Below are 25,786 nucleotides of genomic sequence, written 5' to 3'. Positions count from 1 at the left end.
CATGCTGATACCATCAGCAGGGCAGGTATTCTTTCATATTCTTATGACCCGGGAGATTGGATGACATCCAGTCTCTTTTTTTATTGGCATCAATGTATTGTATTCATAAGGGGGAACTAGGAATGGCACAAAAAGAATTAAAGAGAGAGCTGGCCAACCGGCATGTTCAACTGATCGCCATCGGAGGCACCATTGGCACAGGATTATTCCTGGGATCGGGCAAGGCGATTCAGCAGGCGGGACCCTCTATCATGATTACCTATCTAATGGTGGGTATCGCTGTATTTTTCGTAATGAGAGCGCTGGGAGAGCTTCTGTTGTCTAACGCGGGATACCAGTCATTTACGGATATTGCCGAAGACTATCTTGGCCCCCGGGCGGCGTTCATCACGGGTTGGACCTATTGGTTCTGCTGGATCATGACGGCTATGGCTGATGTGATTGCAGTAGGCGTATATGTGCAGTATTGGTTTGATATTCCGCATTGGGTACCTGCTGTCGTCTGCCTGATCATTTTGTTAGGACTCAATTTACTGACCGTCAAAAACTTCGGAGAACTCGAATTCTGGTTTGCTCTAATCAAGGTCATCACGATTCTTGCTTTAATCGGCATAGGTGTCATTTTCCTGATTATGGGGCTCAAGACGGATGCAGGATCGGTAACGGTCCGGAATCTTTGGGAACACGGAGGTGTGTTTCCGAACGGTGTAAAGGGTTTTTTATTTTCCTTCCAAATGGTTGTATTTGCATATGTCGGTGTGGAATTAGTCGGTGTATCGGCAGCGGAAACAGCAAATCCGGAGAAAAACATCCCGTCAGCGATCAACAAAATACCTCTACGGATTCTCTTCTTCTACGTTGGCGCGTTATTCGTCCTTCTGTGCATTAACCCATGGACGGAACTCAGTCCGGCACAAAGTCCTTTTGTGAAAACCTTTAGTTTGGTAGGGATTCCAATTGCCGCAGGGATAATCAATTTCGTCGTATTAACTTCAGCCGCTTCCGCATGCAACAGCGGGATGTTCTCTACAAGCCGGATTCTTTATAATTTGAGCCGGAAGGATCAAGCATCCGTTCATTTTGCTAAACTGAATAAAAATCATGTACCCGGGAACTCGTTATTCATATCTACGCTAGTCATATCTGGCGGTGCTCTTCTGAGTAAGCTCATTCCGGAGCAGGCTTTTGGAATCGTAACAACCATAAGTGCCATTTGTTTTATCTGGGTGTGGGGTGTTGTTCTCGTATGTCACATCAAGTATAAGAAGACCCGCCCGGAATTACATGTGAATTCCAAATTCAAAGCACCGTTAACGCCGGCGATTAATTATGTGGTCCTAGCTTTATTTGCTGCGATCCTCTTGATTATGCTGTTTGCTGAAGATACACGTCCGGCATTATTGTTTACGCCTCTATGGTTCATTCTGTTATTTGTTTTGTATTCGGTGAATAGCAGGAAAAGGGAACAGAGTAACAAAATAATCAGTGCAGAACCGACAAGCCATTAATCAAAGCAGCCCTCAATCCCACATTTCAGTGGTTTTGGGGGCTGCTTTGATTTAATATGGGGGACAGATAACCATTAACGGAGGTTCCCTGCATGTCTAAAACAATCGCAGACAAATTAAATTTACACAAATTCCAAAAGGTTGCCGTATTGTACAGACCCGAAGATGAGGATAGTTTATCGGGGTTAACAGCATATGATACTGAATTGACAGACAACTGTTATGATCTCATTTTTGCTTATGTGCTCAATATGGAAGTGCTTCAGGATCTCGTCAATAAAGTGATTGATCACAACTATTTAGATAAGGGAGGCTATTTGTACGCTGCTTACCCCAAAAAAGGAAATAAGGTCTATTCAACCTATATTCATAGGGACAGCCTTTTTGAAGGGGTAGGAGCGGATGAGGACGGATATATTGGGGCAAGCAGCCTGAAGTTTGCACGTATGGTGGGCTTAAACGATGTGTTTACCGTTGTTGGTTTCAAAGAGGAGACACGGAAGAAGAATGAGGCGTCTTCCAAGCCAAGTCAGCGAGTGGATGATTATACATCTATGATTCCTGCTGTGGAAAATGACTTGCAGGATAGTCCGGAGGCGCTGAAGTTATACCAATCGCTTACTCCCGGTTACCGGAAGGATTGGGCCCGTTATGTATATAGTGCCGTACAAGAAGGGACTAGAGCAAAGCGAAGAGCAGAAATGAAGAAAATTTTAGGTGAAGGTTATAAGAGCATCGACATTTACCGGAGAGAAAAGCAGTAAATATGTATGGGAGGAAGGTTTGGAATGATTACAATAGAATGTCCTATTGATGAAATTAAAGATATGATTACTGAATACTTACAGGGTTTATCCTCGCCGTTTGATTCTTTCCTGGAGGAGCATATTCTCGCTTCAACCTTCTACAAAATTGAGGATCATACTGGACAAGTTGGATATTATGCGATTCACAATGAACAACTGCTCACCCAATTCTATATCCGCCGTTCCTATCAGAAGCACGCACAACGCCTATTTAGCGAAACGCTTGAACGTCATCGGCCAGAGTCCCTTTTTGTTCCGACCTGTGATGAGCTATTTGTAAGCCTGGCACTGGATAAGGAGTTTGAAATCAACAAGCAAGCATACTTTTTCCAGGAAGGCCGAACCGATTTAATAGATTTAAATATTGTAAAGGATGAGGAGTTCCGGCCTGCTAGAGCAGAGGATCTACAACAAATAATAGAGGTCTGTGGGGACTTTCTGGATCAATATGAACAGAGGATCGCGGGCGGGGAGCTTTTCACTTACTATAGAGGGGCTTTACTAGTAGGAATCGGAGTGTTTGAACAGTCGAAAATGATGGATGGATTGGCGAGTATAGGGATGTACACTAATGAAGCCTACAGACAGCAAGGAATCGGGAGAAGCATCATATTACATTTAAGAAAATGGTGCAAAGAACAGGGGATTATCCCGGTGTGCGGATGCTGGTATTATAACCATGCCTCTAAGCGGACATTGGAAAGTGCGGGCATGGTGACGAAGACCAGACTACTGAATATAAAGACAACTCCCCATTAATGTGGAAGAAACCTCCATTCTAAAAAATTGGAGGCTGTTCTAGAGAGGGTCTGAATCCGTGAAATGGGGGTTACTATATGCCATTGTTTAATGAAAAAAACGAGTCTTGCCTTATTGAGATTTTAAAATTGCACATACCAGATGTCGAGGATTTACTGAATCCAGCAGCTGAGGAAGCAGAAATAAACCACGCAGAGAGCATGATGAATTGCAGATTTCCAGATGATTTCAGACAATTATACATGAAACATAATGGAGAGGGAGAGCAAGTATTTGGAGTCATGGCTGGCTTTAGCTGGATGGCCCTACAATCGGTAACGGCTAGCTGGAGAGGGCGTCAGAATTCAGGCTGTGATATTATTTCCGGCAAACCGGATGCAGTGCAAGAAGGGGAATATAGAAAGGGATGGGTCCCTTTTGCTGAAGATGGCGGAGGTTCGTTTCTAGTAATGGATCTGGAACCCGGAGTAAAGGGGAGTTATGGTCAAATCATTACATTAGACCGCAATTCGAATATTTCCTATGTTATTTCAGAGAGCTTGGGGCATTTCTTTGAATTTATCGAATCAGGCTTCAGCAATGGTGAAATCAACGCCATAGACGAGGAGGAAGTGATCCTTATTCACCGGAAGCAGGGACATCTGTTTGATGATATGCTGGCGTTGACTACAATGGAAGACGAAAAAAACAGCCTCATCCCTATAAGCGGATTTTGGGCAGAGTATTTTGAAGATGATCATGAAGGCGGTTATATTTCTGCCGAAACACTGAGCAAACAGAGAATGGTCTTTATTCGGCCGGATCTAGCGAGAAAACACGGAGCAGTATCCTTAGATATTTTAGCCCATATGCCTAACCTTAAGGAACTTATTATACATGCCGATGAAATTGCAAATTACGATGTACTCAAACAGTTATCTGGATTAACGAAGCTTGTAATAGGGGGGCAATCCTTTAAAGAGTCTGATTTGGAGTACCTAGTTTCTTTAGAGGAGTTAAGGGAACTAACCTTAGTAAGACTTTCATTAAGGGATGCACATAAACTGAGGGATGTAAAAAAATTAAAATACCTCTCACTAAGCAAAATAGACTCAATGGACTGTAAAGCAATAGGAGCCTTAGTAAACTTGACGGAATTAAGCTTAGAAGAACTGGAAGTTGGCGATTTGAGCTATATTTCAAACCTTAAGAAGTTAAAAAAACTGGAACTCAAAAAAGTGACAATACCTGACTTAGCGTTTTTAAAAGACTTAAGGAATCTAACAACATTTAAAACGGATCGCTGTGTAAAGGATGAATCGAAAAATACCGTTCTAGGAGAATTGCAGAAATTAGAGGAATTCACTTATCCGGTTGGAGATTTAACCCTATTCAAAAATTGTACGAGTCTTCGGGAAATTGGAGTAGATGCATCAAGATTTAGCGGCTTGGAGGAGATTTCCGGGTGTAGTATAACCGGTATCACTATATTTCAGGCAACATCAGAGGAACATGCAAACTCCGTAGTCGCTGAGTTCAATAAATATTTCAACCTTCAGTCATACGGATGGCAGGTGAATTGGTGATGAGCGAGGAACAGAAAGATAAAGCAGCAGGAGAAGTTCTATTTATTTCTCCAATGACAATGGAAGCAAGCAGCGGACTTACGATTCAGGATCTGATCTCTATGATTCAATCTGCTCGGTATTCTAAGGAAAGCGGAGCTTTTGAGACGGAACACTTTGATGCCCAAATGCTCTTGGATTCATTGAAACGAACCATCTTAAATGCCGAAGCATTATATATGGCGTACGATGTCCATACGAATTATCCATACATCGATGGTAATGACCTGGTATGGGTGTTCTCTGAGGAAGCATTCTCAGCCAATGCGGCGGATTATTACCTGCAGCAGCTCATTGAGCTGGAAATGAGAAAGATCAGCCGGGAGGAGATCCGCAGGATGCTCGCTGAGCTTCATCTCCTTGGCATCCGCAACCTTCTTATTGATAACGGGCAAAACACGATCGTGATCAGCAGAGACGATCTATTGCCGCCGCCCGATTGGAGCGGAACGCCGGAGATCAATATTCCCGTAAGCAATCCGGAGCTGCAGCATGCGATGCTTTGTTTTTTTCAGGCGATGTATTCCCGGCAGCAGTATGAAGGCAAAAATCAGTATCTTCAAGCGGCAGAAGCCCGGATGCTGGATGAACTCGTTCAGGCAAAGTTTTTGGTGCCGATGCAGCTTACGGAAGAACCGTCACCCCCTGATGAACAGGGCATGAAGACGGTGAAGCAAGGAACGTACATTCAATTTGCCTCCCTTGGCGTGGAGGGGGAAGAACCTTGGCTGCCGGTGTTCACAGATTGGCTTGAGTTTGAAAAAGGTTATGATAAAACGGTATGGGGCGGCAATTTCGCTACCTATGAGGATATTGTGTCCCTATCGGAGAACATGAGCGGAGCCGTCATTAATTTCCGGGGGATCGGTTTCCGGTTAGACGACAAGAACAAGCGGATGATCGCCGAATATAAGAGGTTGTAGAGGAACAAAGGACAAAGAACTGCTGAAAAAAAGAACCTTGGCTTTAAGCTGCTTCCGGTATTCTACCGGAGGCGGCTTTTTTATTTGTTGACGGTTGGATGAAAGTGGAATATAGTATCAAAAGATATAAAGTTTTAAATGATATAAAGTATCAAAATTATCGTGCTACATCATTTTGAAAGGAGAAAGGATAATGAATCTTCAAGAAAATCGTAGATGGTGGGTACTGAGTGCACTTGCCGTCGGTATACTTGCAGTGGGTCTGGACATGACCATTCTCAATCTGGCTTTACCTATTCTAGCTACGGAGTTGCACGCAACCAACCGGGAACTTCAATGGTTTGCCGATGCGTACAATCTTGTCTTTGCTGCGTTATTACTTCCTGCAGGACTACTAGGTGACCGTTTAGGCCGGAAAAAGATGCTTATCATCGGGCTGATTGTATTTGGAACGGCTTCGGTGGCATGCGCCTACTCAGACTCAGCAGGGGAGCTTATCGCTGCACGCGCTGTTCTTGGTCTTGGGGCTGCTCTATTGGTGCCGTTATCGATGGCGATTATTCCTATATTGTTCTCTGAAAAGGAACGTCCTAAGGCAATAGCAGTGTGGATGATGGCTAACGCATTCGGGATTCCACTGGGACCTATTGTTGGCGGATGGCTGCTGAGCAACTACAGGTGGGGGTCAGTGTTTCTTATTAATATTCCGCTTATTCTTATTGCACTGTTTGCAGTTTCCATATTATTGCCTGAATCCCGGGGTTCGGGAATTCAGAAGGTAGATCACATTGGTGTATTAGCCTCTAGCCTTGGACTAGTCGGTATAACCTACGGTGTTATTGAAGTAGGAGAGAAGGGATGGGGGAACCCAACAGCGTTAGCTACGATTGTTATTGGCATGCTGTTGTTGTTTGCTTTTATACTCTGGGAGAAGCGTATCCGTCATCCACTGTTTGATCTCTCGTTGTTCCGTTCGGCCAGCTTCACCTGGGGGACAATATTGGCTACGTTTGTTTCATTTATGATGTTCGGTGTGTTGTTTGTAACGCCTCAATTTTTTCAAGCCGTCGAAGGGGCCAATGCACAAAGTGCGGGTCTACGGTTACTGCCATTGGTAGGAGGTCTCTTAGTTGGATCGCAAATTTCTGACTGGCTTCAGTCACGGTTTGGTACAAGGATAACCATTGCACTTGGTTTCTTGGTACTTGGTATTGGTGTTGTTCTTGGTGCATATACCAGTTTGGGCAGCGGATACGGTTATACTTCGGTATGGATAACGGTTGTTGGTTTTGGAATTGGGTTTGCACTACCTGCAGCTATGGACGAGGCTATGTCTGTACTTTCTGCTGAACGGAGTGGTGTAGGCTCGGCACTCATTATGTCATTGCGCCAAGTCGGGGGTACAATGGGGGTGGCTATACTGGGTACCTTACTTAGCAAGGGTTATCGTGATAAACTGGATTTGGACGGATTGTCAAGTGACATTGCAGAAGTAGTTCAGCGAAACGTATCGGCAGGTACAACATATGCCCTCCAGATGGATTCAACAAATCTGCTTCATTCCGTTCGCTCAGCATTCGTTCACGGAATGGGAGTCACACTATGGATGTGTGGCGGTGTGGCGGCGCTTGGTATCGTATTAACTTTATCCTTCTTGAAAGTTCGTATAGATAGAAACGGAAATGCACCTTCGGATATGAAGTAATTAAAATGTTGGGGAGTGAACATCGTGTTATCGGATGAGCAACGAAGTAATGGATTGCGCGAACGTAAAAAAGCAAAGACTATGGCAACAGTTCAAAAGCACGCATTGCGGCTTTTTCGCGAGTTGGGCTATAAAGCTACCACTGTGGAGCAGATTGCGGAGGCAGCAGAAATTTCCTACAGCACCTTTTTTCGTTACTTCTCTACGAAAGAGGATGTATTGCTTATCGATAACTATGATCCTCTCTTTGTAGCTGCTTTTGAAGACCAGCCCTCTAATCTAAGTCCGCTCCAAGCAATACGTAACGCTATGCTTTCTGGAATTAAGGATATGTCCACAGATGAGCTAACTACGGTGCGTGAACGTAACGAGCTTATTATGAAGGTCCCGGAGCTGAGGGCTGCGAGTCTAAATAACATGACCCAAATGATGCAGTTGATCATGGAATTAATAGCTAAACGAGTAGGCCGTAACCCGGAAGACTTAGCGGTGCGCACTTTCGCCGGTGCAATTATTGGTGTCAATATCTCGGTGATGCTGTACTATGCAGAGAATCCTGATGCCGATTTTGCTACATTGTTAGATGAAGCTTTGAGCAAATTAGAGGAAGGCTTGCCATTGTGAAGCCTAAATAGCTATGCTCTAAGAAGTAAGAGCGTCCATCTAATTCATGATTAGTAAGGAAGAAATTGATGCAAAAAAAAGGCCATCCCGCAAAGGATGGCCTTAAACTTGCCCCTACAGCCTTCATGGGGAACAATCATTGTGATTCAGAATGTTGGCATGATAAGATTATAAGATCGTAAATTAATGAAGAAGGTGATTTAGATTTGAAGAAGCTGCAAAAGCAAATACCGCTGCTTTGGCTATTAACCATTCCGTTGATAGGCCTGCTGTACTCGCTGCAGAACCATCTGAGGCCAGTCGAGCATGTACTGGTGACAAAGATGGATCAAGCTACTCCGTTCATACCGGTCTTCTCTGTTTTTTATTTTGTATGGTATCCTTTTATATTTATTACGCTTATTTTGATTTTCCAAAAGCGAAGTTCAGCCTATTACCATACACTTGTTGCCGTTTGCATAGGTATACTGCTGTGCAATGTTGTTTTTCTTGTTTTCCCAACACATGTGCCGCGTCCTCAGCTCGGGGAGGGGTGGAATTTTTTTGTGCCTATCACTTACAGGTTCGATGAGCCCTATAATGCGTTCCCGAGTATTCATGTGCTTACTTGTTACCTAATGCAGCGAGGTTCAAGGGAGTTATCCAAGCCGGTCCGGCTGGCCGTCGTTGTTATGGGAGGTTTGATCATTTTGTCAACACTGTTCATCAAACAACATGTCATTGCAGACGCGGTCGCCGGTATCGTCTTAGGCGAAACAGTATTCCGGATATCAGGGCGTTACTTCAAAACAAGGCGGCAGCGTTTGCCTCATGAATCCGGCAGTGCGGCCATGTAATAATGATTAATTACACCCGCAATTAATCATTATTTAATAGTTGCATGTTACGATGAATTCGTGGTATCAGTTGAAATATAAATACACGCAGCAATCCTTGATTTCTCGTTAAAGGCGTATTGGCGTGCAGGATCAAGCGGGCCAGGTTGAATGAGATGTATTGGGAGGAAAAACGAGTGAAAATCTTAATAACAACGGATACATATTCTCCTATGATTAATGGAGTTGTCACCTCGGTAAACAATTTATATAAAGAATTGAAAAATGAGGGACACGACGTTCGAATATTGACGTTGTCGCATACGGGTCGCGAGGAGGTAGCCGGTGATGTGTATTACGTAAAGTCGATCCCGATTGGCGTGTATCCCGATGCCAGATTTAAGCTGCCCTTATATAATAAGCTCATTCATGCAATCATTAGATGGGGCCCTGAGATTATACATTCCCAAACCGAATTTTCGATGATGGCCGTGTCCAAACATATTTCAAATAAATTGAACATTCCACATGTGCATACCTATCACACCATGTATGAAAATTATTTGAATTATTTTCTGGGTGGAAAGATTATTACGGTAAATATATCGGCAAAAATAACCAGGAGAATGTTAAACAGCTTAGATGGTGTTATTGCTGCTACAGATAAAACGAAAAACAAACTTTTACACTATGGGGTCAGTAAGCCCATTTTTGACATACCCACTGGCATAGAGCTGCACAAATTCCAGCAAGCATTAAGTGAAGAAGATAAACAACAAATCATGCGGGAACTGCATATTCACCCGGACGATCGAATTATCGCCTATGTGGGGCGAATCGCGCTGGAGAAAAATATAAGTGAAATCTTAATGTTTTTACCTGAATTGGTCAAGAAGTCACCTAAAGTGAAGCTGCTGATTGTAGGCGGCGGGCCATATTTGAACACCTTGAAAGAACAAGTGGAAAATCAAAATTTAGTAAACAACGTTATTTTTTCAGGCATGATACATTCGGAAAATGTGTATAAGTACTATAAAATGGCTGAAATTTTTGTTAATGCTTCGACTAGTGAGACCCAGGGATTAACCTATTTAGAGGCATTAAGCTGTGGATGCCCTGTCGTTTGCAGATATGATCCTTGCATAGATGGTGTTATCGAACAAGGGAAGAATGGCTATTCTTATCTGAAAAAAGACGAATTTGTTGATTTTATAACTGAAATACTCAGTGACGCTGATTTAAGGAACCATATGAGCGAGGAAGCCATGAGGAAGGCGAATGAATATTCCAGCAGCGTTTTCGCGAATAAGGTTTTGGATAAATATTGGAGTATGATTTACGCCAATAAAGAGGCCCCCATTCCTTTGGGGAAGTTTGTATTTCCTAAAATGTTAAAGTTTAGAAGACATAAGTTATAGCTTGGCGAAATCCCCTTCACTGTAGACAACGCAAAGAAGCCAGCGGTTAAGCTGAGCTGACAAACGTCGCCTGCCGGGAGGGTTTTTTTGTGGGGAAAAGGCTGCAAACATGGTCAAATAGCAAAACGACCTTACTCCGGTATAATACCGGGGTTCGGTCGCAATCAGATCCTAATGGTGTTTCCTTACGTTCGGCAGCACTAACGTAAATATACTGCCTGCAGCTACAGTGATGTAGTAGGTTAATACTCGCCATACAAAGATGGCCGTTATTATCGTACCGGAATCAAAAAATATACTATAGATTAAATAGAATCCCCCTTCGGCACCTCCGGCAGCGCCGGGAAGCGGGATGATGGCCATAAAGTTAACTAAGAAAATTTGGGCACAAACCATTGTCCAAAGATCAGCCGAATGGAGACCAAAGCTCCTGTAAATGCAGTAGGGAATGCTAAAGAAAGCTGCATATTGCAGAAACGTGAAGATCGAGGCATACGTGCACATTTTTAGATGCTTCGTGATTAAGGAAGCGTTCTGATGGAACTGCGTCAATTCGGACTCGATTTTGTTAAATGCGGCATCTGTGTTTTTTACGAGCCTAACGACTTTTAATACTTTAAAAACAGCGGTAAGCAACCGTTTCGTTAGCTTGCTGTTAATGGAGAAGAAGATGGCAAAGACCATGATGAGAACGTGTATGGCGAGACCCAAAATGCATAGGTACGGAAAGTAATCGACCTTGGCGTTGAAATAACCGAATTTAAATAAAAAGGCTAAAATTAAGATCACGATATTAATCGTTTGATGAATGATAAATTTGATCATCAATATAGAACCGGCAATACCGGCAGGAATCCCGTTTTCCGTCATGGCATAGAGTTGTGCGGGGTTGCTTCCGGCTGAAAAGGGTGATACTGCGCCAAAAAATAGGCCGATCATCTCGAATTTAAGGGATTGTACCAATAGTTTTTTAATAGGATACAGCTTTTTAGTGATCGTATATAAGACAAGCGTTTCAAAGAGCCAAAACAGGAGTACCAAAGCAATGGACAATAAGATCCAGGAAATATCTAAGGTTTTAAGCTCTTCGATCATAGAGCTCAGACCCTTAGTGAAAAGAAAAAAGGACAAAAAGATACCAAACGTAAAGATGACAACGATAAAGTTGAATATTTTATTCCTCATGAGCGGTGCTCCTATATGTCGTTTTTAACGGGAAATACGATTATAAAACTGCTGCCACAATTCCAAAACATGACGTTCAGAATAAAATTCGTGACACTTCCGGGAGTTCTCGCACCAAGTATCGTAATCCTCGCCTCTATGCTGCATTGCAGTGATGATTGTGACGAAATCCGTGACGCTGTCACCTTGCAGATAATAATCAAATAGAATATTGCGGTATAGTTCCAAGCCCCTTAAGAGAACGGGTACCTTTAATGAAATTGCTTCAAGAATGGACATCGGAAATAGCTCGTTATAAGAAGGCAAAAACATTAGATCACAAATATTATAGATGTCATTCATTTCTTCTCTCGTAATAATGCCGATGAACTTAACGTTATCAGGCGGGTGATCAATGATTTTTTTTAGTTCTTTATAGCCTTCTGTAATGGAACCGAATGAAAAACCACCGGCCCAGATAAACTGGATATGCGGAAGACGTTTCGCAACCTCTACAAAATCTAATATCCCTTTTCTGGTTTGAACTTGACCGACTCCGAGGACAACAAACTTATCTAATGGAACCGAATACTTTTGTTTGATTGCAATAATCTTGTCCTCGGGATAGCGATAAAAACGTTCTTCGGAAACTACGTTCGGTATGTAAGTTACCTTCTTTTCATCAATGTTATAGGTTTTGAGAACGTCAATAAAATAGGGGTTCACTACGACGATATGGTCAACGGATCTATAGAACCTAATCATGTAGGCGTAAAATATTTTTTTAAAGAGAGGTGGCAGCTTCAAACTTTCCTCTATGGTTTCAGGCACAAAATGAACATAAGCAACCGTGGTGCCTTTCCGTTTGGCAAAGGGGATGCTGAGAAAAAATTTCAGGTCAATCGTGTGATAGTGATTGATATCGCCCGGAACAAACCTGTTGATTGTCACAGTGTAGTTGTCTTTAAGACCCTGTTCCACTAAATGGACTTGTTCGATATAAGCCGATAAAACGCCTTGAGCTTTAACCTTATGGGCTGAAGAAAGCATATTAATAGTTGGCATACTGTCCCCCTAATTATAGAATTGCCGATGGTTGCTATTTTCATGCACGGCCTATGATTACAAGTTTGATGGAAGAAGATTGGGTAGCAGTCCCAAAGATATGTTACACCAAAAACGATCTGGTTTGATAGTTATATTCACACCGCATATTCCGGCACATTCACCACTCACGGGAAAAATCCGATAAAAGAAAGGATGACAACTATTCAAGTTGCGGAAAAGGAGAATCTAAATGCCTGCTAAATTATTGAAAAATATCATCGTGTTTTGTTTGGTTTTCGTATTCTTACCGGCAACATCCATTTGGGCCGCCTCTGTTATTACGGACCCTGCATTGGCGAAAGCTATTCGAACGGAATTGAAGCTGCCGGCTAATAAAGAGGTGAAGGCGGCTGAATTGCAGAAGTTGAAGTCTTTGTATCCTATGGAGTCCAAGAATAAAATCGTCAGTTTGCAGGGACTTGAATATGCTGTTAACCTGCAGGACTTATTTCTGCCCGGCCAAAAAATAAAGAATATCACACCCCTCGGCAAGCTGAAAAAACTGACGTTCCTGGCTGTTGACGGGAATCAGATTACTGACCTTTCACCGCTTTCCGGGTTAAGTTCTATGCAAAAACTGGTTGTTGACGACAACAAGATCAAAAGTCTAATGCCGCTCAAGAATTTACATAAGCTGACTGATCTTCTTGCCAGCAATAATCAAATAGCAGATCTAAGTCCCCTTCAGGATTTGAAGTTAGAATGGCTTATCCTGAGCGGAAATCAAATTCAAGATTTGACGCCGTTAACAAACCATCCAACCTTGGAGCATCTTTATCTGGAAGATAACCTCATAGAGGAACTTGAAGTGCTCGAGACGATGCCGAATTTAAAAGAAGTATCTTTGGCAAATAACCCGCTGAATGAGCAAGCGGAGCAGGTTATCGAAAACCTGGAGGACAATGGCGTTATTGTAAATTTGAATTAAATATGACAGTAAGCTGTCTACTTCCTCCTTGTATAATTTAGTGCAAGAGGAGAGTGAGGCATGAACACTATTACAATTCACAAGCCAAAGCTAATACTGACTGGAGTAGCTGTACGTACAACGAACGAAGCGGAAGCTGGACCGGATGGGCGATTACCTAAGCTATGGGAAACTTACTTTCAGAGTAATCTCGGTTCTGCTGCTGGGGTTAAAAATCCACATTATATTTACGCACTGTATACGGATTATGAGAGCGATGCAAACGGAGCATATACAGTTGTTATTGGGCATGAATCAAGCAGTGACGCGGTCTTAGGAAACACTAATCATGTAGTTGCGGTTGTCCCTGAAAGTAAATACATGGTATTTACAACGAAAAAGGGACCTGTATATGAAGTGGTGGCTGAGGCGTGGTATGAGATATGGACCTATTTCAAGGAATCTCAGGATGTAAGAACCTATACGGGCGATTTCGAGCTTTATGATGCCAGGGATTTCGATCCGGCCAACACAGAATTGCAGATTTATATAGCTATACAATAATTTCAAGGGGGTGTTCCAAGCTATTTCAGCTTATGGAACACCCCCTATTAATTATCGGATTTACAGATTCGCCAGAAGAAGGGCAATAATAGCCAGAAAGGCCGGGAGGCCCTGGACTAACAGAATGGATTTCTTGGCCGTCATGCCGCCATAGACCGCTGCAACTCCGACACAGATTACAAAAAATAGTTGAAGCTGAAATCCGAACGTGTCGTTCGGATGGAGCAAGCCCCAGACCAGACCTGCGGCCAGGAAGCCATTATACAGACCTTGGTTGGCTGCGAGCGATTTCGTATCCTGCGCGAACTCCTTGGTGGTCCCGAACGCCTTCTGCGCTCTGGGGGTAGTCCACATAAACATCTCCAAAGCTAAAATATACACATGCTCCAGCGCTACGAGCGCCACAAGTATAGTACTTAAAATCATCATTTTAATTCCCTCTTTTGTATTAGATTAGGCGGGATAGCCCCCGCCAGGTGGCGGCCAGGCCCCATGTAGACGGCGAAGCAGAACAATTTCTCCTAAATGGTAGGAATTATGAGAGGCGATATTACGTAAAATTCCGCCCTTGGTCTCCCCCGGAAAACCGGGGAGCGGTTCGTCCAGCTGTTCAGTCCGGGCAAAAGCCACAGCCTTCTCCACGCCTTGCAGCAGATGCCTCACAGTGTCCTGCAATTCTGCCTCGTCCTCGGGGGCTTCCTCTTCAGGCCAGCTCTCCATTACACTTCCTGGCGCTTGCGGTTTACCCCCCTCCAGGAAGGTCAGCATGAAATCCTGCCAATAGCTCATATGCTTCAATAATTGATAAATGCTGTACGGAATTCCTTCCGTGCGTTGTCCGGCAAGCTCCGGTGTAATATCCGGCAAGGCTCTGGCAATCGGAATATGACCCCGTTCGCCAATTAATGATTTCACAAGAGCCTGACCAAAAGCAGAATTGGACTCGGACATCATGAAGCTCCTTTCAATATTTTAATATTTGTATTTAAATTATATTTTGCAAAATCGAATTTTACAAAAGTAAATATACCTAAGTTCAGTAATTTTGTCAATTGCCCAGGCGATCCGCACATCCAATGTAAGTAGAAATATCTAAGGCCAGATACAAGGGAAACCGGTATAATGTTAGCAGTTAGAGTCGAAATTTTGAAAATCGGGTCAGGAGGTATCCCCCTTGTACATAAGAATACTGACATCCGCCGATGCGGAGGTTTACCGCGAGCTCCGCCTACAGTCGCTGCAGCAGAACCCGGAAGTTTTCCTCAGCTCCTATGAGTCGGAGTCCAAAATCTCCATAGTCACCACCCGGATCAGGCTGGAACCCTCGGATGATAATTTTACCCTTGGAGCGTTCGACGCGGAGGAAAAGCTGGTGGGTATCGTAACCCTTTTCCGAGAGAGCAGACCGAAGATCCGTCACAAAGCCCATGTATATTCCGTATACGTCGATCCGTGTACGCGTAAGCAGGGGATAGGGCGGCTCTTAATGCTGGAGCTGATTGAGCGGGCCAAGCAGGTACCAGGTCTGGAAATCCTTAATCTGACCTTAACCTCCACTAACCTCTCCGCCAAACGGCTGTATGAATCTCTGGGGTTTATCCGCTATGGCACAGAGCCGAGGGCGATAAAGCTCGGGGTTGACTACCAGGATGAAGATCTGATGTTTTTGCCGCTAATGCCGGAGCTGTAGATTATAAATGGGAATTACAGACATAACTGTACCTGCCAGCAGCATAAGCTGGGTCTAGGAGTCCTGTCCACAAAAGGGGTTGAAGACTTGCAAACTGCGCTGTTTGGCAGCTTTTTATCGGCTATGGCTACTGTACTTGGGGTGATTCCCATCCTGTTTGTCCGAAGATTGTCCGAGCTGTGGAAGGATGTGCTGGTCGCCTTCACTGCCGGGATCATGGTATCTGCATCTACCTTTGGGTTAATGCCGCAGGCGATCAAGGAATCGGGAATCCTTGCGTTAACCCTGGGTCTGATTACAGGTGTACTGCTGCTCGATCTGATCGAGAACAATATTCCGCATATCGATGTGGAGAACAAGCCCGGCTTCACTAACATGGATTCCAAAGCACTGCTGGTGCTGATCGCACTGTTTATTCATAATATTCCCGAAGGTCTCAGCACGGGCTTCAGCTATGCGAGTGAGCAGCCGAGCCTCGGTCCCATGGTGGCGATAGCCATCGGAGCACAGAACATGCCGGAGGGTCTGATTCTGGCAGTGTTTTTGCTGAATTCCCAGGCGACCCGGCGCAAAGCATTGATTATGGCCGCCTTAACCGGCCTCATGGAGATGGTGTCGGCGGTGATCGGATATTTTACAGCCAGCTATATGCAGAACGTGGTGGGGTACGGGTTGGCTTTTGCCGCTGGAGCGATGCTCTTTATCGTATATAAGGAGTTGATTCCGGAGAGCCACGGACATGGGTATGAACGCCCCTCAACGTATTCATTTATCTTCGGCCTGCTGGCGATGGTGTATATTACTCAAGCTTTTGGGTGAGGTCCTAGGAGGAATTCCGTCAGACCTTGTCGAAAACTTCCTTACTATGAAGAAAAATATACCAAACAACAAACCTGCGGAAAAAATGTCTTATTATACTTTGCTCGTGTATATGATTACCGGAGCGCTCGGAGCGGGATACTTTCATACCCGTTCTTTTTTGGCGTTAGATGCTCTGTTATTTACAGCGGCGCTGGTTTACATTCTGCGCACCGGCCGGATCAAGCTGCTGCCGGTGCATTTTTTTCTGCTGATACTTACCTTACTGTACTGGTTGTCTGCCATTTGGGCGGTGGATGTTGAACAAGCTCTGCTGGAAGCGGGCAAAATCTCCTCCCTGCTCCCGCTGTCACTGCTGTTTGCCGGGTTGTCCCGGGAGCTGCGGGACCGGATCTGGTCAGCCTGGGCCTGGTGTGGAACAGCACTGATACTGTGGGGACTGGCCTTTGGGCTGTTCCGCGAAGGCAGGCTGGAATCGACGCTTGGTTATGCGAACAGCTTTGCCGTCATATTGGCAGCAGGAGTTGCGGCAGGCTGGCGTGCTTACAAGCTGTCAGGTCACAAACGCTATTGGATCGTTTGTGTAATCCAGATTGGCGGCTTGCTATGGACCGGCTCCAGAGCAGTACTGGTTCTGGCGGTCATCGGGGCAGTCATTTATGTATTCCTGAACCGGGATGCGCAAAAAGTATCCATGCTGGGAACGATGGCGGCTTCAGTCTTGTTGGCGGTGGTTTTAGCCTTTGCTGCGCGTAATGGCGGAGAGGCGTTTCGTGAGATTGCCTGGAATGCTCCCGAATTTGCCCTGCGCCGCATCTATTGGAGCGATGCCTTTCATCTATGGCTGAAGCACTGGCTACTGGGTGTTGGTGGCGGCGGATGGGCAGTGCTGTATCCATCCGTATATGTGAAATATGTGCATCAGCAGTATTTGCAGGTTGCTCTGGATACGGGGGTTTTTGGAGCTCTGAGCTTTATAGGCATGATTATCTTCTCTATACGTGCGGGGCTGCGCAGGGGAAAAGAAGGCTGGGGCTCTATGCTGGCCATTATCCTGTTCTGCGCCCATCTTGCTTTTGATATCGATCTGGCTTATCCGCTGGTGTTCGGGTTGTTTATTATGCTGCTCACCGGAGCAGAGGCCGAAGGCGGGCCCGGACAAGAAATTCCTCTGCCGCGTTTCAGAGCTGCAGCTCTCGCGCTGCCCGCAGTAATTGCTGTATTTTTCTTTTCGTGGCTGACAGTAGGCTATACCAGTCTTGCCAACGGGAAGTCAGCGATAGCTAGGCAGGATTGGGAAAGGGCGGAACGATCACTGATTGCCGCTGCTGCACAGCTTCCGTGGTCCCATGAGACTCATTACGAATTAGCTGCTCTTTATTCTGCTATAGCCCGGTCCCAGGGGGATGAATCCTATATGCAAAAAGCATTGGAGGAAATGCGAACGGCTTCGGATATGATCCCGGAGAACAGGAGCTATAAAGAGATGGTGAAGCAGGCAGAGAATGGAGGACAATAGTGGGAAATAAGTTAAATAATACGTTGTAATATGTTGGAATTTCTCGTATTATGGGGAAGGATTTCCGAATCCTATACATCTATCTGGGGGGAATTATTCTGCACAACATCTTACGCAAAATTAGTGCTTCACTGGCAGTCCTCATGCTGCTGGCTTTAAGCGCGCCCGTACTGACCTATGCGGCCAGTATGCTGAAAGTATATTACGATGCATCTACCGGAGAGATTTCGGGAGTGATCTACTCCGATCAGAAAGACATTGCAATGTATCTGATTAATCCGAATGGCAGAAGGGTTCAAGTGCCTTCATCGGTGCTTGGTGAGGTATATCACTCAGATAGTGCCAAGACTTACTGGTCTAAGGTAAACGGTACGATTGCTCAAGGTCTGGTACCGGGCTTCGGTACTGTTGTTGCGGGTGATGCAAGGGATTTTGCCGCGAGCGTGGCGGGGAATGTGTATTCGTTCGTGGATGATCCAATAGCCCCTAGGATTACTAGTGCGCACTGGTCCAATCAAACGGATAAGTCTAGCGATATCGATGTTCACTGGCAAGCCTTGGATAGGTTTTATACTTCATATTACAAGTTTTATAACAATGACCAGTTAATTGGAATTACTGGGGTTAACTCAATCCAAATCAAGAATCTTCCTGCCCATTCTTTGAATCATTTCAAAGTGTCTGCAGTAGACGTATTTGGCCGGGAATCGGATTTTTGGCCTGCCTATTCAATCCGAACTCCTGGGTTTATGAAGGAAGTGAAGTTCCTCTTTAGTGGAAAGGAACCTGGTCACGCGCTTCAACCAAATGAGGCGCTGATATCATTTGTTATATCAGGAAACGCTGTAGACCAGGCAGAATCGTGGAGTTATATGGAATTATTACTAAATAATGTTTCTTCGGATTCTCTTTATAGCCCGTATACAATAAACCATTCAGAATTGAGCGCTTCAGATTTTGAATTAGTCAATAAGGATGGAACTGTTTTTCCAGTAAGCAACTTCTATAATTATAATAATGAGTTTAATTTTACTTTTCCAGTTCCACTAAAAACAGACCAAAAATATATTTTGAAACTGACCTCTTCAGCTTCGGGTCATGAGATCAGCTTACCCAACGCTAACTCTCAATATGGACGTGCTCACCTTCATACCTCATTCTATAAAAAAGGCGAATCCGATGAGTATGTCTATGAATACCGCGAGAGTGGCATTGTAACCGGCGATCCATACGCACCGGCTAAGCCCACAGGCTTAAAGGCATGGGGCAACGGAAGTCTGTATGTAACCTGGGACAGCAATAAGGAAGATGACCTAGCAGGTTATCTAGTCTGGCTGGATGGCAGTCTGCTGACAGAACCTATTAAGCGAACAAACTTTACTATTAACGGTTTAACCAATGGTAAGATTTATCATGTTAATGTAGCAGCTGTAGACAAAATGGGCAATCGCTCGCTGCAGGCTTATATCTTTCCGGTGCCTCAGGCTTCTGGAGGGGGGACGTCAGGAGGAGGAAGTACACCAGGCGGAGGCGGAGGTAGTGCAGCAGGAGGAGGCGGGGCCTCAGGGCCAAGCTCAACTGTTCCTGCGGTGGTAGCGGTTAAATCTCCTATTAGTGTAGTCGACCAGACTGGAGCTACGAAGGCCTTAGACATAGCACTCAAAAGTGAGAACGGCAAGGTAACCGTACCTGTAGCCAGCGATATTAAGCAGCTCCTGTTGCCTGCAAGCTCTGAAGCAATCAACAAAGACAATGCGTTGGTTGTCTCCAAAGATAATCTGTCTATTGAAATTCCAGGTGGTGATCTGGAGAAGCTTAAGGCTTCTGTGCCAGCAGAGCAGCTAAAGGATGCGAAGATTTCCGTCTCCTTTACTCCACTTAGCAGTGATGATATTGCCAAGGCAACAAGCGGAACTACCGGTAAATCGGCGAATACTGCAATTACCTCCGCTGGTGCGGCTTTTGATTTTGGCTTATCGCTCATAACGGCAGACGGCAAAGAAACGAAGCTGTCTGAGTTCGATTTTCCTGTCACGTTGAAATTGAAGGTTAACGAAGGCGTGAATACCCCGCTCACAGGTGTTTATTATTTGGATGCACAAGGCGGACTGCAGTACACAGCAGGACAACAGGAGAGCGGCTATCTGAGTGTTCAGACCAGTCACTTCAGCAAATACGCTGTGCTGCAATACAGTAAATCGTTCAGTGACGTTTCCGCTACTCATTGGGCATCCGGTGCCATTCAAGCAATGGTGGCTCAGCAGGTGGTGACAGGGACAAGTGATCTGCACTTCTCCCCTAATCAAAAGGTGACACGGGCCGAATTTGCTGCGTTTATTGCCCGCAAGCTGAATCTGAAGGCAGGCAATGCAAGCGGCTTCAGTGATGTTGGAGCGGCCAAATGGTATGCGGATGAGGTTGCTGCAGCTTCTGCGGCCGGTATCGTAACGGGAATCTCCGGTTCGGCATTTGCACCGGACAAGCTTATTTCCCGGCAGGAGATGACAGCCATGCTGATCAAATCTTATCTCTATAAAAATAATAAGTCACTGAGTACGGTAGAAGCTTCTAGTGCTTTTGCCGACTACAGCTCCATTTCAAAGTGGGCCCGGCCTTATGTGGCTTATGCTCATGAGCTGGGTCTGATTCAGGGCCGGAGCGGCAACAAGTTCCAGCCTCTGCAGAATGCGACCCGGGCCGAAGCGGTTCAATTGATCTCCAAGCTGTAGAACCAGCAAATCATGTATTATGAAAAGAGGCTGTTCCTGAACTGTTATGACCTAACAGTTACAGGGACAGCCTCTTCGTCATACATGTTCTTAGCGGTGCTGCACATACCGGTTGCACTTGCTGGCAGCCTGGACAGCGGCCAGCTCTGCGGGAGAGAGCGGAGCGGCTGTGACAGCTGCCGCATTCAGCCGCAGCTGCTCCAGGCTGCTCGCGCCCGGAATGATGGCGGCAACTGCGGGATGTGCCAGCGGGTAATGCAGCGCTGTCTCCGTCAAGGTACGGGAGCCGCTGTTCTGCTGCATAAGTTGTTCATGCAGCCCTACCAGTTCCTCGCTACCGTAGTCAAGATATTCCCGGTTAGCTTTACTGGCGCCATGTTCGGTTAATATGCCGCTTGCCAGCGGTCCCCGGGCGATCACACTGATGCCCTTCTGTTCCAGCAGGGGCAGAACCTCTTCTTCAGGCCGCCGATCGAGAATGCTGTACTGGCTCATGACACTGATAATATTGGAACGGGAGACGTATTCCCTGATCACATTCGGGCGGATGGAGGAGATGCCGTAGTAGCGGATCAGTCCCTCTTGCTTCAGCTCTTCGAAGGCTTCGATGGTCTCGTCAATTGGATCTTCGAGCGTACCGCCATGCAGCTGGTACAGGTCGATATAATCCGTCTGCAGTCTGCGCAGACTCTCTTTTACTGCCGACTTTATATAGGCTTTGGAAGGGTCCCAGGTCCAGCCTTCCTGACCGGGGACTCTGCGGTTGCCGACTTTGGTAGCCAGTATGATGTCCGCCCGGCGGTGGCGCAGCGCTTGCCCGATAATTTCTTCATTCCGCCCGCTATCATAGAGGTCGGCAGTATCCAGAAAGTTAACGCCTAGCTCAAGCGCCTCATGAATAATCGGAATCGCCGTGGCTTCGTCGGTCCCCAGGGACATGCAGCCGAGTCCCATAGCACTTACGTATAAATCGGAATTTCCTAAACGGTTTTTGTTCATCTGCTTCCCTTTCTGTGTTGTTTTTTTGTGTACATTATAGCATTCCCACAGCAAAAGACGGCAATAGAGCGCCGCCGCAGCCTGCCAGCTGTGCGGTCGCTATTGCCGTCTTTGTGTGTGTATGTGTTCAGCTTATCCCCGCAAAATACTCTCGATTTGCTCCAGCTCTTCCGCGCTGAGCTCAGGCGCGTTCAAGGAGGCTACGGCATCCTCAATCTGGCTCACCTTGCTTGCGCCGATCAGAGCCGAGGTCACTTTGCCGCCGCGCAGCACCCACGACAGGGCCAGCTGCGACATTTTCTGTCCGCGTGCAGCAGCCAGAGCGTTCAGCCGGCTGACCTTGCGGATCACCTCTGAGGTGATTTCTTTCTCTGAGAGGAACACGCTCGGTCCGGCCGCACGGGAATCCGGTGTGATTCCGTTCAGGTAGCGGTCGGTCAGGATCCCTTTTTGCAGCGGGGAGAAGGCGATGGTGCCAATGCCTTCCTCAGCCAGCACATCCTGCAGCCCTTCTTCAATCCAGCGCGACATCATGGAGTAATTCGGCTGGTGGATCAGGCAAGGTGTGCCGAGTCGGCGGAGAATCTGCGCTGCTTCACGCGCTTCCTCGGCCTTGTAGTTGGAAATGCCGACATACAGCGCTTTACCTTGACGCACGAGCAGATCCAGTGCAGCCATTGTTTCTTCCAGTGGTGTATTCGGGTCCGGACGGTGATGGTAGAAAATATCCACATAATCCAGTCCCATCCGTTTCAAGCTCTGATCGAGACTAGAGACGAGATATTTTTTCGAGCCCCATTCGCCATAAGGGCCCGGCCACATGTAATAGCCTGCTTTACTGGAGATAATCATCTCATCGCGGTAAGCGTCGAAATCTTTATGCAGAATCTGCCCGAAGGTCTCTTCAGCCGATCCGGCAGGCGGACCGTAGTTATTGGCGAGGTCGAAGTGGGTAATGCCTAGATCGAAGGCCCGTCTGATCATAGCCCGTCCGTTCTCGAACACATCGTTGCCGCCAAAATTATGCCACAGCCCGAGTGAGATCGCCGGGAGAAGCAGGCCGCTGCGGCCGGTACGGTTGTACTTCATATTTGCATAACGTTCAGGACTTGCATTGTACATTTTTTTACCTCCTAAAAGTTTTGTAAGCCAAGGCATCATCGTGTTACTCCGTACAAAACTGGCATCGTAAGCATACACCTAAGTATGTGAGCGCTACATCCTGCATTTACTTCGAACAAACTGGCATCGTAAGCATAAGCTTAAGTTTTGTAAGCGTAATCACCGTGTGATAGAGGAGAGGCGGCTTGCCCTCTTTTCGCCGAAATAAAACCGTTGGAATTACAAGAATAATCACACGTAAGCATTTGTTTCATACGATCCCGGTCACGCTCTTATTGTAGCGGATGCACGGAGACAAACGTATGTCAGCAAGGAAGAAGTTTATAGAACAATGTCATTATCGGTATGACGGATACGGTACTCCTTGGGTGAGCAGCCCTTAACCTTCTTGAACATACGCGAAAAAAGCAGCGGGTCCTGGTAGCCGACAGACCGCGAGATTTCACCAATCGTACAATTCGTATCGGTTAAAAGCTCACACGCTTTGGCGATACGGAAATTGAGCAGGTACTGTTGCGGCGGTAGGCCAACGGTCTTTTTGAATAACGCGGATAAATATTTACGGTCCAGCTTCAGGGAGGAGGACATCATCTCCATGGTAACATTTTCACAGTAATGGGCATGCAGATAGTGGAGACATTGCTCGACGTAGATACTCTTTTGGCGGGGAACCGGGAAAATGTCCGCCGCCGCAGGAACCGTGCGCAGCAGCAGGCCAAAGAACTCATACATAATCGCCTTGAGCGGTAAATCGAGACTGCCCGTGTGGTCAGCCGCAGCACTAAGCCGGTCATAGAGTACGGGCATCATTGATTCATCCATCGGAAAGATAGGGTGTTCGGGCGTGAGAGAGGTTGTGGACAGCAGATATCCAATCTCTTCTCCCGTAAAGGCAACCCATGAATATGTCCAGGGATGATCCGTGTCTGCCGCATAATGGGTGACTATATGAGGATAAGTCAGGAAGGCTTGTCCAGGCTGTAAAATGTGAGTTTCTTCTCCTACAGTGACTTTGCCGGTTCCTTCGTGTATGAAATGGATTTTGTACAGGTCTCGCACGCCGGGGCCAACGCTATGTCCGGGAGCACACTGCTCACGTCCCCAATAATGAAGATGCAGATCAGGACTGCCCCGGAAGGGACGCTCTGAATTATATTTGAATATGGCCATGCTTCAGCCTCTTTTCGGTGTGGGATGGCTCCGGGACGGATATACACTTCATTATACAATAGATCGTCCAAGGCAGATCAACCGCAAAAAGTCCCAGACCCCAGGCTGAGGGCGGGACTTCCAGGATTTAGAATGGGAGAGGCATCGCGGGGCACAGCTTGCTGTACCGGATAACGGAAAACCAGCCAGCTCGGGGTGGAACGGAATCAGGCTTCCATTTTGAGCATTACCAGTTCTTCGACCGGCTCGCCGTTCACGAGATGCTCCTCTACAATACGCGCCACATCATCCGTAGTCACATTGTAATACCAGATGCCATCCGGATAGACGATAACAAATGGCCCGTTGCCGCAAAGGCCGAGACAGCTGGTTTTGTTGATTTTGACGGTTTTGTTAATCCCTTTTTCCACGAGCTGTTCCTTGAATTCCTGCATGACATCCTCCACATCCTGATTATTGCAGTGCTCGCTGCAGCAGAAGAGCAGGTGCTTCTTCAGCACCTTGAGTCGCATATTCATCCTATGCCTCCTTCGTATGTGATAATAGTTGACTATATCTTACGAGGAGTATAGACCCTTTTGCATCATCTGTAATCGGGTAACGGTCAAAGTTCCAAAAGGCTTAACAAATGTCCTGAAATCAGGATATTCGCGTTAGATTATCTAACCCGAATTCTATAATTTTGATGAAAATGTGTCTCAATTATTATTTCCCGAATGTTTTCCTGTTTCATAAATTGTTTTGTGGATTCAGTAGGGAAAGGGATATTCTACAGTTTCGGCCCCGGCTGTTTGGTTAAGTAAGAGGTGTGAAACAAGCTGCATCATCAATGGACACCCCAAAACATGCTATCAGGAGGGAATCGTTATGAATAAGAAAATTGTAGGTGTATTTTATACCGAACATGAGGCTTCGCAGGCTATTGAGGAGTTAAAAAGCCGCGGGTTTATGACAGATGATATCTCAGTGATTGCACGGAACAAACAGGATGTCGAAACCATCAATAGTGAAACGGGTACCAAAGCGCCTGAGGGAATGGCTTCAGGGGCGGCAACCGGCGGTGTACTGGGAGGTGTGACCGGACTTCTGGCAGGTATCGGAGCACTGGCGATTCCAGGGATTGGCCCTATTCTTGCGGCGGGACCCATTGCGGCTACGCTGGCGGGAGCTGCGGTGGGAGCGGGAACCGGTGGACTTGTCGGCGGACTGATTGGACTCGGCATACCGGAGGATGAAGCACAGAGCTACGACAACTATGTGGACGAGGGCCGGATTCTTGTCATGGTGGATGCGGACAGCGCCCGGGCCAATGATGTATATTCCGTGCTCCGCAATCATAACTCCGCCAATGCCGACCGTTATGTAGATGAAGCGATTCCTGAAAGTGAGGTTGCAGCGAGTGCACGTCATTCAGTCAGTGACACCGTAGATGCCGCATTCAACGGCTCCGGTCTGGAAGGACGCGAGGATACTGGGCTGGACACGATGAATTCAGAGCGGAACAGAGAAGAGGAAGAACGCAGGCAGCGCCAGCTCCGCCAAGATGAGCTGAATGCTTCCAACAGGCAGAATACGAACCGGTAAAGTGTAAGTTAACAGTTAAAGTGGTGTATGACTTAACCTATTTTCCATGCAAGAAGGGTATCTCAGGTCCAGCTGGACCATGGGATACCCTTTTTGCATGGAGTGAATCAACGGAATGTGGTGTCTGTGTCCAAGCTAGTACATCGCAGCTGAAACAAACTATCATTTAGGCACAGAGGGGCTTGCTCGCGCGCAGTCCAGTGACTGACCGGGTGCCCACAATCCTTCGGCTCTTACAGGCAGTCGCAAC

The 25,786-nt window shown here is 46.2% G+C and carries 24 protein-coding genes; 16 read left to right on the top strand and 8 right to left on the bottom strand.

From position 1 onward, the window contains the following. The first annotated feature begins 122 nt into the window (after nucleotides 1-122). From ACTJKB_RS16070 to ACTJKB_RS16030, 9 genes are all read left to right on the top strand, one after another. Nucleotides 123-1,508, top strand: coding sequence for an amino acid permease (locus ACTJKB_RS16070; RefSeq protein ID WP_440835269.1), 1,386 nt, complete (start codon nucleotides 123-125; stop codon nucleotides 1,506-1,508). A 92-nt stretch (nucleotides 1,509-1,600) separates the two neighbouring features. After that, nucleotides 1,601-2,272: a YdeI/OmpD-associated family protein gene (locus tag ACTJKB_RS16065; RefSeq protein WP_440835267.1), complete on the top strand. Its 672-nt coding sequence runs from the start codon at nucleotides 1,601-1,603 to the stop codon at nucleotides 2,270-2,272. 24 nt (nucleotides 2,273-2,296) lie between these two features. After that, nucleotides 2,297-3,073: a GNAT family N-acetyltransferase gene (locus tag ACTJKB_RS16060; RefSeq protein WP_440835266.1), complete on the top strand. Its 777-nt coding sequence runs from the start codon at nucleotides 2,297-2,299 to the stop codon at nucleotides 3,071-3,073. Nucleotides 3,074-3,150: 77 nt separating this feature from the next. Next, entirely contained in the window at nucleotides 3,151-4,638 is a 1,488-nt protein-coding gene (locus ACTJKB_RS16055; protein WP_440835265.1) for an SMI1/KNR4 family protein, read from the top strand. Further along, a complete protein-coding gene (locus ACTJKB_RS16050; protein WP_440835264.1) occupies nucleotides 4,638-5,600 on the top strand; it encodes an SseB family protein in 963 nt (320 codons plus the stop codon). The genes ACTJKB_RS16055 and ACTJKB_RS16050 overlap by 1 nt, the downstream gene beginning before the upstream one ends. A 193-nt stretch (nucleotides 5,601-5,793) precedes the next feature. After that, entirely contained in the window at nucleotides 5,794-7,305 is a 1,512-nt protein-coding gene (locus ACTJKB_RS16045) for an MFS transporter (RefSeq protein WP_440835263.1), read from the top strand. A 24-nt stretch (nucleotides 7,306-7,329) separates the two neighbouring features. After that, nucleotides 7,330-7,929, top strand: coding sequence for an acyl-CoA-like ligand-binding transcription factor (locus tag ACTJKB_RS16040; RefSeq protein WP_440835261.1), 600 nt, complete (start codon nucleotides 7,330-7,332; stop codon nucleotides 7,927-7,929). 206 nt (nucleotides 7,930-8,135) lie between these two features. Beyond that, nucleotides 8,136-8,765, top strand: a complete 630-nt coding sequence (locus tag ACTJKB_RS16035) for a phosphatase PAP2 family protein (RefSeq protein WP_440835260.1) — start codon at nucleotides 8,136-8,138, stop codon at nucleotides 8,763-8,765. 176 nt (nucleotides 8,766-8,941) lie between these two features. Further along, on the top strand, nucleotides 8,942-10,162 hold the full coding sequence (locus ACTJKB_RS16030; protein WP_440835258.1) for a glycosyltransferase family 4 protein: 1,221 nt from the start codon (nucleotides 8,942-8,944) through the stop codon (nucleotides 10,160-10,162). A 171-nt stretch (nucleotides 10,163-10,333) separates the two neighbouring features. Here the strand turns inward: ACTJKB_RS16030 and ACTJKB_RS16025 are convergent, their stop codons facing one another. Together ACTJKB_RS16025 and ACTJKB_RS16020 are read right to left on the bottom strand one after the other, a co-directional pair. After that, nucleotides 10,334-11,347: a lysylphosphatidylglycerol synthase transmembrane domain-containing protein gene (locus tag ACTJKB_RS16025; RefSeq protein WP_440835257.1), complete on the bottom strand. Its 1,014-nt coding sequence runs from the start codon at nucleotides 11,345-11,347 to the stop codon at nucleotides 10,334-10,336. A gap of 24 nt (nucleotides 11,348-11,371) precedes the next feature. Then, nucleotides 11,372-12,391 (bottom strand): glycosyltransferase family 4 protein, encoded by a 1,020-nt coding sequence (locus ACTJKB_RS16020; protein ID WP_440835256.1) that lies wholly within the window; start codon nucleotides 12,389-12,391, stop codon nucleotides 11,372-11,374. A 232-nt stretch (nucleotides 12,392-12,623) separates the two neighbouring features. On the opposite strand from ACTJKB_RS16020, the gene ACTJKB_RS16015 reads away from it, so the two are divergent. Beyond that, on the top strand, nucleotides 12,624-13,361 hold the full coding sequence (locus tag ACTJKB_RS16015) for a leucine-rich repeat domain-containing protein (protein WP_440835255.1): 738 nt from the start codon (nucleotides 12,624-12,626) through the stop codon (nucleotides 13,359-13,361). A 60-nt stretch (nucleotides 13,362-13,421) separates the two neighbouring features. Then, on the top strand, nucleotides 13,422-13,904 hold the full coding sequence (locus ACTJKB_RS16010) for a GyrI-like domain-containing protein (protein WP_440835253.1): 483 nt from the start codon (nucleotides 13,422-13,424) through the stop codon (nucleotides 13,902-13,904). Nucleotides 13,905-13,964: 60 nt separating this feature from the next. Here ACTJKB_RS16010 and ACTJKB_RS16005 read toward each other — a convergent pair whose 3' ends face one another. Both ACTJKB_RS16005 and ACTJKB_RS16000 read right to left on the bottom strand, forming a co-directional pair. After that, nucleotides 13,965-14,333, bottom strand: coding sequence for a DUF1304 domain-containing protein (locus tag ACTJKB_RS16005; protein ID WP_440835251.1), 369 nt, complete (start codon nucleotides 14,331-14,333; stop codon nucleotides 13,965-13,967). Between the two features lie 24 nt (nucleotides 14,334-14,357). Next, nucleotides 14,358-14,855 carry a DinB family protein gene (locus ACTJKB_RS16000; RefSeq protein WP_440835250.1) on the bottom strand — a complete coding sequence of 166 codons (498 nt, stop codon included), beginning with the start codon at nucleotides 14,853-14,855 and terminating at the stop codon, nucleotides 14,358-14,360. Between the two features lie 223 nt (nucleotides 14,856-15,078). On the opposite strand from ACTJKB_RS16000, the gene ACTJKB_RS15995 reads away from it, so the two are divergent. The 4 genes from ACTJKB_RS15995 to ACTJKB_RS15980 all read left to right on the top strand — a co-directional run bounded on the left by ACTJKB_RS15995 (nucleotide 15,079) and on the right by ACTJKB_RS15980 (nucleotide 20,661). Next, nucleotides 15,079-15,594: an N-acetyltransferase family protein gene (locus ACTJKB_RS15995; protein ID WP_440835249.1), complete on the top strand. Its 516-nt coding sequence runs from the start codon at nucleotides 15,079-15,081 to the stop codon at nucleotides 15,592-15,594. A gap of 87 nt (nucleotides 15,595-15,681) precedes the next feature. Next, nucleotides 15,682-16,413, top strand: coding sequence for a ZIP family metal transporter (locus ACTJKB_RS15990; protein WP_440835248.1), 732 nt, complete (start codon nucleotides 15,682-15,684; stop codon nucleotides 16,411-16,413). 46 nt (nucleotides 16,414-16,459) lie between these two features. Beyond that, nucleotides 16,460-17,932, top strand: a complete 1,473-nt coding sequence (locus ACTJKB_RS15985) for an O-antigen ligase family protein (RefSeq protein WP_440835247.1) — start codon at nucleotides 16,460-16,462, stop codon at nucleotides 17,930-17,932. Nucleotides 17,933-17,982: 50 nt separating this feature from the next. Further along, on the top strand, nucleotides 17,983-20,661 hold the full coding sequence (locus tag ACTJKB_RS15980) for an S-layer homology domain-containing protein (RefSeq protein ID WP_440835246.1): 2,679 nt from the start codon (nucleotides 17,983-17,985) through the stop codon (nucleotides 20,659-20,661). 90 nt (nucleotides 20,662-20,751) lie between these two features. Here the strand turns inward: ACTJKB_RS15980 and ACTJKB_RS15975 are convergent, their stop codons facing one another. The 4 genes from ACTJKB_RS15975 to ACTJKB_RS15960 form a co-directional block, all read right to left on the bottom strand. After that, nucleotides 20,752-21,660 carry an aldo/keto reductase gene (locus ACTJKB_RS15975; RefSeq protein WP_440835245.1) on the bottom strand — a complete coding sequence of 303 codons (909 nt, stop codon included), beginning with the start codon at nucleotides 21,658-21,660 and terminating at the stop codon, nucleotides 20,752-20,754. 132 nt (nucleotides 21,661-21,792) lie between these two features. Next, complete coding sequence (locus tag ACTJKB_RS15970; protein ID WP_440835242.1) at nucleotides 21,793-22,782, bottom strand: aldo/keto reductase; 990 nt, start codon at nucleotides 22,780-22,782, stop codon at nucleotides 21,793-21,795. Nucleotides 22,783-23,103: 321 nt separating this feature from the next. Then, on the bottom strand, nucleotides 23,104-23,952 hold the full coding sequence (locus ACTJKB_RS15965) for an AraC family transcriptional regulator (protein WP_440835240.1): 849 nt from the start codon (nucleotides 23,950-23,952) through the stop codon (nucleotides 23,104-23,106). Between the two features lie 206 nt (nucleotides 23,953-24,158). Beyond that, nucleotides 24,159-24,470, bottom strand: coding sequence for a (2Fe-2S) ferredoxin domain-containing protein (locus tag ACTJKB_RS15960; protein ID WP_440835239.1), 312 nt, complete (start codon nucleotides 24,468-24,470; stop codon nucleotides 24,159-24,161). Nucleotides 24,471-24,819: 349 nt separating this feature from the next. Here ACTJKB_RS15960 and ACTJKB_RS15955 point away from each other — a divergent pair, with 349 nt between their 5' ends. Then, nucleotides 24,820-25,536: a general stress protein gene (locus ACTJKB_RS15955; RefSeq protein WP_440835238.1), complete on the top strand. Its 717-nt coding sequence runs from the start codon at nucleotides 24,820-24,822 to the stop codon at nucleotides 25,534-25,536. Nucleotides 25,537-25,786 lie beyond the last annotated feature (250 nt).

This window comes from Paenibacillus sp. 22594 (assembly GCF_052044425.1).
GTDB lineage: Bacteria > Bacillota > Bacilli > Paenibacillales > Paenibacillaceae > Paenibacillus_AQ.
The sequence above is the reverse complement of the archived record's forward strand: the minus strand, read 5'-3'. Positions and strand labels throughout refer to the sequence as shown.

Bases quoted from the DNA above. Each gene is read 5' to 3' on its own strand.
- ACTJKB_RS16025 (WP_440835257.1), bottom strand. From the start codon at position 11,347: ATGAGGAATAAAATATTCAACTTTATCGTTGTCATCTTTACGTTTGGT.
- ACTJKB_RS16065 (WP_440835267.1), top strand. From the start codon at position 1,601: ATGTCTAAAACAATCGCAGACAAATTAAATTTACACAAATTCCAAAAG.
- ACTJKB_RS15955 (WP_440835238.1), top strand. From the start codon at position 24,820: ATGAATAAGAAAATTGTAGGTGTATTTTATACCGAACATGAGGCTTCG.
- ACTJKB_RS15965 (WP_440835240.1), bottom strand. From the start codon at position 23,952: ATGGCCATATTCAAATATAATTCAGAGCGTCCCTTCCGGGGCAGTCCT.
- ACTJKB_RS16070 (WP_440835269.1), top strand. From the start codon at position 123: ATGGCACAAAAAGAATTAAAGAGAGAGCTGGCCAACCGGCATGTTCAA.
- ACTJKB_RS15960 (WP_440835239.1), bottom strand. From the start codon at position 24,470: ATGAATATGCGACTCAAGGTGCTGAAGAAGCACCTGCTCTTCTGCTGC.
- ACTJKB_RS16050 (WP_440835264.1), top strand. From the start codon at position 4,638: ATGAGCGAGGAACAGAAAGATAAAGCAGCAGGAGAAGTTCTATTTATT.
- ACTJKB_RS16000 (WP_440835250.1), bottom strand. From the start codon at position 14,855: ATGTCCGAGTCCAATTCTGCTTTTGGTCAGGCTCTTGTGAAATCATTA.
- ACTJKB_RS15975 (WP_440835245.1), bottom strand. From the start codon at position 21,660: ATGAACAAAAACCGTTTAGGAAATTCCGATTTATACGTAAGTGCTATG.
- ACTJKB_RS16020 (WP_440835256.1), bottom strand. From the start codon at position 12,391: ATGCCAACTATTAATATGCTTTCTTCAGCCCATAAGGTTAAAGCTCAA.
- ACTJKB_RS16010 (WP_440835253.1), top strand. From the start codon at position 13,422: ATGAACACTATTACAATTCACAAGCCAAAGCTAATACTGACTGGAGTA.
- ACTJKB_RS16045 (WP_440835263.1), top strand. From the start codon at position 5,794: ATGAATCTTCAAGAAAATCGTAGATGGTGGGTACTGAGTGCACTTGCC.
- ACTJKB_RS15980 (WP_440835246.1), top strand. From the start codon at position 17,983: ATGGGGAAGGATTTCCGAATCCTATACATCTATCTGGGGGGAATTATT.
- ACTJKB_RS16055 (WP_440835265.1), top strand. From the start codon at position 3,151: ATGCCATTGTTTAATGAAAAAAACGAGTCTTGCCTTATTGAGATTTTA.
- ACTJKB_RS15985 (WP_440835247.1), top strand. From the start codon at position 16,460: ATGAAGAAAAATATACCAAACAACAAACCTGCGGAAAAAATGTCTTAT.
- ACTJKB_RS15970 (WP_440835242.1), bottom strand. From the start codon at position 22,782: ATGTACAATGCAAGTCCTGAACGTTATGCAAATATGAAGTACAACCGT.
- ACTJKB_RS16005 (WP_440835251.1), bottom strand. From the start codon at position 14,333: ATGATGATTTTAAGTACTATACTTGTGGCGCTCGTAGCGCTGGAGCAT.
- ACTJKB_RS16060 (WP_440835266.1), top strand. From the start codon at position 2,297: ATGATTACAATAGAATGTCCTATTGATGAAATTAAAGATATGATTACT.
- ACTJKB_RS16015 (WP_440835255.1), top strand. From the start codon at position 12,624: ATGCCTGCTAAATTATTGAAAAATATCATCGTGTTTTGTTTGGTTTTC.